At 72.1% G+C, this 9280-nt stretch carries 9 protein-coding genes; 6 read left to right on the top strand and 3 right to left on the bottom strand.

Annotation, left to right across the window (positions count from 1 at the left end):
* The 3 genes from FRCN3DRAFT_RS46760 to FRCN3DRAFT_RS49920 form a co-directional block, all read left to right on the top strand.
* The coding region (locus FRCN3DRAFT_RS46760) for an acyltransferase family protein (RefSeq protein WP_007514934.1) at positions 1–1450 on the top strand (1450 nt) is incomplete at its 5' end.
* 104 nt (positions 1451–1554) lie between these two features.
* Positions 1555–2463, top strand: coding sequence for an AEC family transporter (locus tag FRCN3DRAFT_RS0228205; RefSeq protein ID WP_007514932.1), 909 nt, complete (start codon positions 1555–1557; stop codon positions 2461–2463).
* Positions 2464–2697: 234 nt separating this feature from the next.
* Positions 2698–3561 (top strand): 5'/3'-nucleotidase SurE, encoded by an 864-nt coding sequence (locus tag FRCN3DRAFT_RS49920; protein ID WP_007514931.1) that lies wholly within the window; start codon positions 2698–2700, stop codon positions 3559–3561.
* Between the two features lie 78 nt (positions 3562–3639).
* Here the strand turns inward: FRCN3DRAFT_RS49920 and FRCN3DRAFT_RS0228195 are convergent, their stop codons facing one another.
* The gene (locus FRCN3DRAFT_RS0228195) at positions 3640–4659 is read right to left on the bottom strand and encodes an alpha/beta hydrolase (protein WP_007514930.1); all 1020 of its coding nucleotides are present in this window, start codon (positions 4657–4659) and stop codon (positions 3640–3642) included.
* 266 nt (positions 4660–4925) lie between these two features.
* Between FRCN3DRAFT_RS0228195 and FRCN3DRAFT_RS46750 the strand changes: the two genes are divergently transcribed.
* The 3 genes from FRCN3DRAFT_RS46750 to FRCN3DRAFT_RS0228180 all read left to right on the top strand — a co-directional run bounded on the left by FRCN3DRAFT_RS46750 (position 4926) and on the right by FRCN3DRAFT_RS0228180 (position 7732).
* Positions 4926–5375 carry a winged helix-turn-helix transcriptional regulator gene (locus tag FRCN3DRAFT_RS46750; RefSeq protein ID WP_007514929.1) on the top strand — a complete coding sequence of 150 codons (450 nt, stop codon included), beginning with the start codon at positions 4926–4928 and terminating at the stop codon, positions 5373–5375.
* Between the two features lie 214 nt (positions 5376–5589).
* Positions 5590–6477 carry a 3-hydroxybutyryl-CoA dehydrogenase gene (locus FRCN3DRAFT_RS0228185; protein ID WP_007514928.1) on the top strand — a complete coding sequence of 296 codons (888 nt, stop codon included), beginning with the start codon at positions 5590–5592 and terminating at the stop codon, positions 6475–6477.
* Positions 6478–6568: 91 nt separating this feature from the next.
* On the top strand, positions 6569–7732 hold the full coding sequence (locus tag FRCN3DRAFT_RS0228180; protein WP_007514927.1) for an acyl-CoA dehydrogenase family protein: 1164 nt from the start codon (positions 6569–6571) through the stop codon (positions 7730–7732).
* A 365-nt stretch (positions 7733–8097) separates the two neighbouring features.
* Here FRCN3DRAFT_RS0228180 and FRCN3DRAFT_RS54370 read toward each other — a convergent pair whose 3' ends face one another.
* Both FRCN3DRAFT_RS54370 and FRCN3DRAFT_RS0228170 read right to left on the bottom strand, forming a co-directional pair.
* Positions 8098–8856 carry a hypothetical protein gene (locus FRCN3DRAFT_RS54370; RefSeq protein ID WP_007514926.1) on the bottom strand — a complete coding sequence of 253 codons (759 nt, stop codon included), beginning with the start codon at positions 8854–8856 and terminating at the stop codon, positions 8098–8100.
* 5 nt (positions 8857–8861) lie between these two features.
* Complete coding sequence (locus FRCN3DRAFT_RS0228170) at positions 8862–9143, bottom strand: hypothetical protein (RefSeq protein ID WP_007514925.1); 282 nt, start codon at positions 9141–9143, stop codon at positions 8862–8864.
* Between the last annotated feature and the right edge of the window lie 137 nt (positions 9144–9280).

Raw genomic sequence — 9280 nt, 5'->3', positions numbered from 1 at the left:
GCCCGACCGGCGGAGCACCTCCGCGGGCCAGGACGGTCGGACCAGCCAGGACGGTCGGACCAGCCAGGGCGCCCCGGCTGGTGACGTCGGCCGGGGCGGTGAGGCGCGGGGTGGCACCCGGCCAGGCGGCTACAACCCGGCGCTCGACGGGCTGCGCGCCATCGCGGTCCTGTGCGTGCTCTGCTACCACATGGCCGCACTCGGCGGTGGCTACCTCGGGGTGGACGTCTTCCTCGTACTCAGCGGTTTCCTGATCACCGGCCTGCTTCTCGCCGAGCGGGACCGGACGGGCGGCATCTCGCTGAAGGCGTTCTACGTCCGGCGTGCCTTCCGCCTGATGCCGGCGTACTACGCGTTCGTCGTGATCGGCGCCGTCCTGGTCGTGCTGCTCAAGACCCGCGCCGACCAGCTCGACTTTCTCGACAACGCCGTCACCTCCCTGCTCTACGTCAACGACTACTTCCGGGTGTTTCGGCCCGACTCCGGCGGTGCCTGGTTCGGGCATGTCTGGTCGCTGTCGCTGGAGGAGCAGTTCTACCTGCTGTGGCCGGTCGTGCTGGTCGCGATCTGCCGCCGCGAGGCGCTCGCCCGCCGGCTGCCCGCGATCCTGCTCGGCGGGGCGGTCGCCGTCGCCGTCTGGCGGGCCGCGCTGGCCGACCTCGGCACGTCCGGCAACCGGACCTACTTCGCGCTGGACACCCGGTCGGACAGCCTGCTGATCGGTTGCGCGCTCGCGGCCTGGCTGCGCGCGTCGCGGCTGGAAGCTCGGGCGCGCGGGTCACGCGCCGATGGCGCCCCGGGTGTCGCGACCGGCACCGCCGCTGGCACCGGCACCGCCGCTGGCACCGGGGAGCGGGTGCTCGCGCGGATCCTGGCCGCGCTGCCGGTCGCCGGGCCGCTCGCGCTGATCGCGCTCGCCGTGCTCGTGCTGACCGTGCCCGAGAACGGCGCACGTACGACGATCATGGATCGCGGTGGCTACACCGGAGTCGCGCTGCTCGCCGCCGCCCTGATCCTCGCGCTGGACCAGGGCCGGCCCGCGTGGCTCTTCCGGGCGATCGGGTGCGGCCCGCTCGCCTGGCTCGGCCGGATCTCCTACGGCTTCTACCTGTGGCACTTCCCCGTCACCGGGTTCGCGGGCGACAAGCTGGTGGCACGGCTCGGCCGAGGCCCGGCGACGGTGGTCGCCGGCCTGCTGGCGATCGGCCTCGCCGCGGCGTCGTACTACCTGCTCGAGCGGCCCGTCCAGCGCCGGCGGCCGAAATGGGCCTCCGGCCGGTCCGCTCCCGCCCAGGCGTCGGGGGCAGCGGTCCCGGCGGCCCGGTCGGCGCCCGTCGCCGCACCCGCCGGTGAGACGACCCTGCGCCTGCCGGGGGCTGTCTCCCTCGGCCGTGAGACCACCCTGCGCCTGCGCTTCCCACGGCGTGGAAGTGGCGGCCAGGCGCGGTAGCCGTAGCGCTGGGTGACGGTGTGGGCGCGGTTGGCGGGTGAGTCCACCCACATCCGCGCCCGCACCCGTTCCTGCGTCGCCACAGGCCGGGAGCATGGTCGTCCGTGTCCGCCCTTGTCGTCCTGCTGGCGGGCCTCGCGGCGGGGGTCGCCTGCCGACGCACGGGGAAGGTCGGGGCGGACGCGCAGCACGCCGTCACGTTCTGGGTGCTCAACATCGCGCTGCCCGCGCTCGCGCTGCGGGTGATGCACGAGGTCCACTTCCCCGGCAGCATCGTCGCCGTCGTCGCCGTCCCCTACCTGCTGTTCGCCCTCACGGTCGCCCTGTACCTGCTCCTCGCCCGGCCGCTGCGACTGGGCCGAGAGGTGGTCTACGCGCTCATCGCCACGACGGCCGTGGCGAACACGTCCTTCGTCGGCATCCCGATGGTGACCGCGTTCTTCGGCGCGGACGACGTGCCGATCGCCGTGATCGTCGACCAGCTCGGCTCGTTCGTCCTGCTCAACACCGTCGTGACCACGCTGGTCGCTGTCGCCGCGGCGGACGGGGCCCGGGTGGTGCCGCGCGAGATCGCCCGCCGGATCCTGACCGCGCCACCGCTGCTCGCCCTGGTCACCGGGCTCGCGCTGCGGCCCGTCGGCTACCCGGGCTGGCTGACCGAGGTGCTCACCCGGCTGGGCGACACGCTCACCCCGCTGGCGCTGTTCGCGATCGGCCTGCAGCTGGAGGTGAGCGCCGCCCGGCGGTGGCGGCGCGAGCTGGCCGTCGGCCTCACGGTGAAGCTGCTGGTCGCGCCGGCCGTGGTGATAGCGGGCTACGCGCTGTTCGGCGCCCTGGGTGACCGGGCGCTGCAGGTGGCCCTGTTCGAGGCCACGATGCCGCCGATGGTCGCCGCCGCGCTGATGGCGTCCCGGCACGACCTGGCGACGCCGCTGCCGAGCATGCTCGTCGGCGTCGGCGTCCCCGCCTCGATCCTCACCTGCGCCGGCTGGTCCTTCCTGTTGCACCTGTAGCTGCGCCTGTAGGCGCCTTCCGAGCCTGTGCGTGCTCGGCTCCCCGCGGCTCGGCGGGACCGGGCCTGAACGGCGGACGAGCGGGAGGTGACATCTTGGTCCGCTCTGTCCATCGACCCCCCACGATGGTAAAAATGGCGCCCGCTGCTCCGCCTACGGCGCTCCAAGCCGGGCGGTGACGGCGAGTCCGGCCGGTCATCGGGTCGCCGGACCTCAGGTGAGGAGGATGCGGCGATGGTCGGTGGATGGCGGGCTCTGGCGCGCACGGGGCTGGCGGCCGGGGCCGCGGGCGTGCTGTTCGTCGGCGCAGCGGCCTGTGGCGGCGGAGGCGATGACGATGCGCCCATCGCGGCGACGAGCGCCCCCGCGGTGGCGACCAGCGCCGCGCCCGCGCCCCTCACCATTCTGGTGACCAACGACGACGGTGTCGGCGCCGCCGGCATCGACGCCGTCGCGAAGGCCCTAGCCGCGTTGCCCGCGGTGACGGTGACGATCGTCGCGCCCGCCACCAACCAGAGCGGGACGGGCGGCAAGACGTCGCCCCAGCCGCCGGCGCACCATGACGCGACCACGGCCAGCGGCACCGCCGCGACCGCCGTCGACGGCTTCCCCGCGGACAGCGTCAACGTCGCCCTCGACACCCTCGGGGTGAAGCCGAACCTGGTCGTCTCCGGCATCAACCAGGGCCAGAACCTCGGCCCGTTCGTCGATCTGTCCGGCACCGTCGGCGCCGCCAGGGCCGCCGCCAGCCGTGGCATCCCGTCGATCGCCTCGAGCATGGGCCTCGGGCCGACCTACGACTACACGCAGGGCGCCGACCTGGTGGTCGCCTGGGTGAAGGAGCACCGCGGTGAGTTCACCGGCACCGGCTCCGGCACGGCGCTGGACACCATCCCGAACCTGAACATCCCGAACTGCGGCACCGCCAAGATCCGTGGTGAGCGTGAGCTGGCCACCGAGCCGAAGGTGACGGACATGTCCACGGCCATCACGAACGGCCAGAACTGCTCGTCCACCGAGACCCCGGCCGACGAGGTCGCCGCCTTCAACGCCGGCTTCGCGACCCTCACCTCCATCCCCGTCAAGCCCGCGACCTGAGGTCCACCGGCCTGGACCCGTCCCGGCCTCTCCAGCGCCGTGTCCGCCGCGTCCGGGCAGCGGTTCGGGGCGGTGCGCTCAGCAGTGGCGGCGCAGGAAGGCGGCGGTGGCGGCGACCGCCTCGCTGACGTAGGGCTCCACGTCGTAGAGGTCGATGTGCGACGTGGTGTCGAGCCAGACGATCTCAGCAGTGCCAGTGCCAGTGCCAGTGCCGGCGCCGGCGCCGGCACTGGTGGCGGCGGCGGTTCGCCGGTGCATCTCGGCGGCCAGCTCGGGGGAGCAGTAGTCGTCGGCCCGGCCGTGCACGATGAGCAGCGGGACGCTCGCCAGCAGTGGGGCCGCGCTGAGAGCGTCCAGCGTCATCAGCGAGTGCAGCGAGCCCCGGGTGACCTCGTTGCGCCAGTGCGGCGACGCCGAGCGTGCGGTTCCGTAGTACGCATAGGGCTCCGGGCCGCCCATCGCCGCCTCACCGCCGTCGGGCGCGACCGCCGGCATCGGCTCGTCATAGCCGTCCAGGAACGACGTGAGCGCCGTCCGGTAGGCGGGCAGCCCCATGCGCTCGGCGAACCACGCCGGGCTGTTGTAGGCGCCGGCGATGCCGGCCACGGCTCGCAGCCGCGGGTCGGTCGCCGCCGCCCGGACGGCGTAGCCACCACCCAGGCACACGCCGACGACGGCGATCCGCTTCGCGTCGACCTCCGGCCGGCTGGCCAGCAGGTCCACGGCCGCCCGCAGGTCGGCCAGCTTGCCCTGGCTGTCCTCGTGGCCACGGCGTCCGCCGCTCTCGCCGAATCCCCGATGGTCGAACGCGAGCGTGGCGAATCCGGCGGCGGCGAGCCGATCGGCGTACCGGCCGACGACCTGTTCCTTCACCCCCGTGAACGGACCGGTCAGCACGACTCCAACGGCACGGTCTGCGCCGGCGCCGCCGGCGCCGCCGGCATCGCCGGCATCGCCGCCCGCGGCAGCGGCGGCGGGCAGGCGAAGCTCGCCGACGAGGGGGAGGCCCTCGCTGGCGAACTCGACGCGCTCGGCGTCGATGAGCTCGGTGTCGACGCGGGCGGTGTCGGTGGTCTCCGTGCTCGGGGCGGAACTCATCAGCGTCCTCGTCTACGCGGCCGGCGGAACCCGGCGCGAACTGCTGGGAAGCGGCGGTATGGATCAGCGGTGGGAGTCGCCGCGGCGTCACCGTAGGACGCGGCGGGTGGCGCGGGCCATACGGAACTTTCAAGTACCCATGGGCCGGGCTCGGTGGGACCAGGAGCGGCCGGACGTCGGTGGCGGCCGTGCGGCTTCTCGCCGGCGCGGCGCCCGCGCGATGCTGGAGCACGTCGAGCCCCAGATCCAAGGCGGAGGAGCGGTCAATGGCCCTCGTGGTCCCGGACGTGCTGGAGGAGTCCTGCGCGACCAGGCAGGCGCTGGAACGGCTCGCGGCGAAGTGGCGGGTGCTGGTCGTCTACGCCCTGCTCGCCGGGCCGCAGCGGCACGCCGAGCTGCGCCGCCGGCTGCCGGGCATCACCCAGAAGGTGCTGACCGAGACGCTGCGCGGGATGGAGTCGGACGGGCTGGTCGCCCGCACCGTGGTCCGGCAGGCCGCGCCCCAGCACGTCGAGTACGCCCTCACCGACCTCGGCCTGACCCTGCGTGAGCCGTTGGCCGCCATCTGCGCATGGGCGCTGGAACACCCGGCTTCCGCCCCCGCGCCGGCTCCCGCGCCGATTTCGGAGGCGGCGGCGGAGAAAACGCCGGCGGCGCGGAGCGGGGAGCCTCGGGCGCTCGCCCACGCGGCTGACGGTCCTGTCGACCGGGGCTAGGGTGGATTGGGCGCCAGGTCTTCGAGGGGATGGGACCAGGTTCTCGAGGGGATGGGACCAGGCGGGTCGCGCCGGACGGTCACCCTGGGGTGACGTCGAGCCCATTTGGCTGGACGTCCTAAAGTCGGTCTTCCTAACAGGGAAGATGGACGACCGGGCCAGGTCGGCATGAGCGCGGAAACCCGAGGCAGGGCGCGCGAGCGGAGGAGGACTCGTGGTGGACGGCGAGCAGGTCGAGTTGCCGGCGGTTGATCGTCTGGGGGTCGTCGGCTGTGGCCTGATGGGGTCCGGCATCGTCGAGATCGCCGCGCGGGCTGGCGTCGACGTGCTGGTACGCGAGGTCGACGCCGGCGCGGTGGAGGCCGGACGGTCGCGGGTCGCCACGTCGCTGGACCGGGCGGTCAAGCGGGGCAAGCTGTCCGCCGAGGACCGGGACGCGACCTGGGGCCGGGTGGCCTTCACGACCGACCTGGGTGACTTCGGCGACCGGCAGCTGGTGATCGAGGCGATCGCCGAGAACGAGCAGCTCAAGACCGAGATCTTCTCGACGCTCGACAAGGTCATCGCGACCCCTGAGGCCATCTTCGCGTCGAACACGTCGTCCATCCCGATCATGAAGCTGGGCATGGCGACGAGCCGGCCCGACCGGGTCATCGGGATCCACTTCTTCAACCCCGTGCCGGTGATGCCGCTCGTCGAGCTGGTCCCGTCGCTGCTGACCACCGAGGCCACGAAGGACAGCGCGCGGGCCTTCGTCACCGGCCTGCTCGGCAAGCAGGTGATCTCGTCGCAGGACCGGGCCGGCTTCGTGGTGAACGCGCTGCTCATCCCGTACCTGCTATCGGCGATCCGGATGTTTGAGTCCGGCTTCGCCTCGGCTGACGACATCGACAACGGCATGGTGCTCGGCTGCAGCCACCCGATGGGCCCGCTTCGGCTGTCCGACCTGATCGGCCTGGACACGGTCAAGGCCGTCGCCGAGTCGATGTACGACGAGTTCAAGGAGCCGCTGTACTCGTCGCCGCCGCTGCTCGCACGGATGGTGGACGCGGGTCTGCTTGGCAAGAAGAGCGGTCGCGGCTTCCACGACTACCGCGGCTAAGGCCAGGGCTGGCGCCGCGGGACGTGAGTCGCGGGGGCCGCCCGGGTGGCACGGCGAGCGCTTCATGAGCGAGGCAGGAAGAAGGCCAAAGGTGGACTCCGGTTTCGATCTGTACCGGCTGCCGGACGAGCACGTCGCGCTGCGCGAGGCGGTGCGTGACCTCGTCGAGTCCGAGATCGTTCCGCATGCGGCGGACGTCGACGAGCACGAGCGCTTCCCGCAGGAGGCGCTCGACGCGCTGAACCGGGCCGGGTTCGCCGCCGTGCACGTCCCGGCCGAGTACGGCGGCGAGGGTGCGGACTCGGTCGCGACCTGCATCGTGATCGAGGAGGTCGCCCGCGGCTGCGCGTCGAGCTCGCTGATCCCGGCGGTGAACAAGCTCGGCACCATGCCGATCCTGCTCGCCGGATCGGAGGAGCTGAAGAAGCAGGTGCTGCCGTCGGTCGCCGCCGGCGAGGCGATGGTCTCCTACGCCCTGTCCGAGCGGGAAGCCGGCTCGGACACCGCCTCGATGCGGGCACGCGCCACCCGCGACGGGTCGGACTGGATCCTTTCCGGCACCAAGTGCTGGATCACCAACGCCGGGATCTCGACCTGGTACACGGTGATGGTGGTGACCGATCCGGACGCGGCCCGCAAGGTCGACGGGATCTCGGCGTTCGTCGTGCACAAGGACGACCCGGGCTTCGAGGTCGGCTCCAAGGAACGCAAGCTCGGTATCAAGGGCTCGCCGACCCGGGAGATCCACTTCACCGACTGCCGGATCCCCGGCGACCGGATCATCGGCGCCCCCGGCACCGGCCTGCGCACCGCGCTGGCCACCCTCGACCACACCCGCCCGACGATCGGCGCGCAGGCGGTCGGCATCGCCCAGGGAGCGCTGGACGCGTCGATCGCCTACACGAAGGACCGCAAGCAGTTCGGCCGGCCGATCGCCGACAACCAGGCCGTGGCGTTCATGCTCGCGGACATGGCGATGCGGGTGGAGGCGGCGCGGCACATGGTCTACGTCGCCGCCGCCCGGGCCGAGCGCGGCGAGCCGAACCTCGGCTTCATCACCGCCGCCGCCAAATGCTTCGCCTCCGACACGGCGATGTCGGTGACCACCGACGCCGTCCAGCTCTTCGGCGGCGCCGGCTACACCCGCGACTTCCCCGTCGAACGGATGATGCGCGACGCCAAGATCACCCAGATCTACGAAGGCACCAACCAGATCCAGCGGGTAGTGATGGCCCGGCAGCTGCTGAAGGGCTGATTGGCGGGGCGTCTGTGCTGGTCAGAGGCCAAAATCACCGTAGGGGAGCTCGGCGGCTGGAGCGATCTCCGTGACGCTGGGTGTCCGGTCGTGGCCGGCTAGAGGTGGCTGTGAGCGGGTGTCTGTGGACTCGGCGTGGACTCGATCATTGTCGGGGGTGTCGTCGCTGAGCGTGGCTGCTGGGGCGTGGCCATCGGCTGGCCACGCCGACAGAGCCGCGTGGCGATCTGGGTCGATCGACGCGCCGCCGCGCGGCTCAGTACTGCTGATATGTCGGCGAGCGGGAACCCAGCGACGCCAGCACCCCGTAGACCGGGCGAGCGCGACCGGCAGTTCGTCCCTGCGGAGGTCGAGCCTGGCTATTGCTAGTCGTCGAGGAGGTGTGCGGCGGCTTTGGGGTCCATGAGGTTGGACCAGGCTTGTTCGGCGGGGAGCAGGTGGCGTTCAGGGAGGGCGTACTCGGGGAACCAGCCGTCGGGGGCGCAGCCGGGGACGCGGGCGAGGATCACCGCGGTGAGGTTGGCCGGGACGGAGCCGGTGATCCGGACGGCGACGTAGGTCTCGTGGCCGTGATCGGCGCGGATGAGGATGCCGAGGCGGAAGCCGGCGAGGTCGGCGGCGTGTTCGTGGCCGTCGCGTAGGGAGCCGCGGGTGAGGTCGCGGACGGTGGCGTCGAGGCGGAGTGCGAGCCGGGTGCCGGCTTCGAGGCGGTAGCGGTCCTCGTCGTCGGGTCCGGGGAGCAGGTGGTGGCTGTGGGTGTCGGTCGTGAGCGGTTTGTCGTGGTCGGCGTTAAAGCGCTGCCGAGCGGCGCGGGCCTGGGCGTGCAGGGCCGTGTAGAAGTCCTCGGATGAGCCGTCCTCGCGGATGCCGGCCGCGACCAGCCAAGCGTGGACCTCGGTGGCGTCATCGGAATAGGCCGCGCCACGCCAACGGCCGATCTTGACCTTGAACAGGACGACATCGTCGACGGCCCGGATCCGTTCATGCGGGGTGTCTGGATCCGCGAACTGCTCGGTCGCCTTGGCCAGGAGGGGATGGTCGACCTGGTCGAGCGGTGTGCTGGCCGGTGGGACGGGCAGGCGCAGATCCTCGCGGAGGCAGCGCAGGGTGGGTCGGACGGGCATCGGGGTCAGGTCTCCCAGTCTCCGGCGCCGCCGAGTTGCTCGATCCGCTCAGGGGATAGCCCGGTCAGCGCTGCGACGCTCGCCGAGAGGGAGCCGTCGAGGACCCTCATCGAGGCGACCATCCCCAGGCGGATCTCCTCGCGGCGCTGCTTCAGGTAGATCTGCACGGCCTCGGCGACGAGGTCCTTCTTCGACATACCAAGGAAGTGCGCCGCCTGCGAGATCAGCTCGTCCGTCGCCGGGTCGACCTTCAGCGGCGCCTGACGGCGCGGTCCCGCGGTCGTCATAACCGCTCACCTCCCGGCACCAGGGTACCTAAGTACCTCACGGAGTGCCAGTCGGGCAACGCTTCAGCCTGCACGTGCCTTGCATCCGCGGGCGGGACGAACCTTCGCAGCTGGATCAGCGTCCGCGACCAGCATTT

It is taken from the genome of Pseudofrankia saprophytica (genome assembly GCF_000235425.2).
GTDB classification, from domain to species: Bacteria; Actinomycetota; Actinomycetes; order Frankiales; family Frankiaceae; genus Pseudofrankia; species Pseudofrankia saprophytica.
This window is presented reverse-complemented; position numbering and strand designations above follow the sequence as displayed.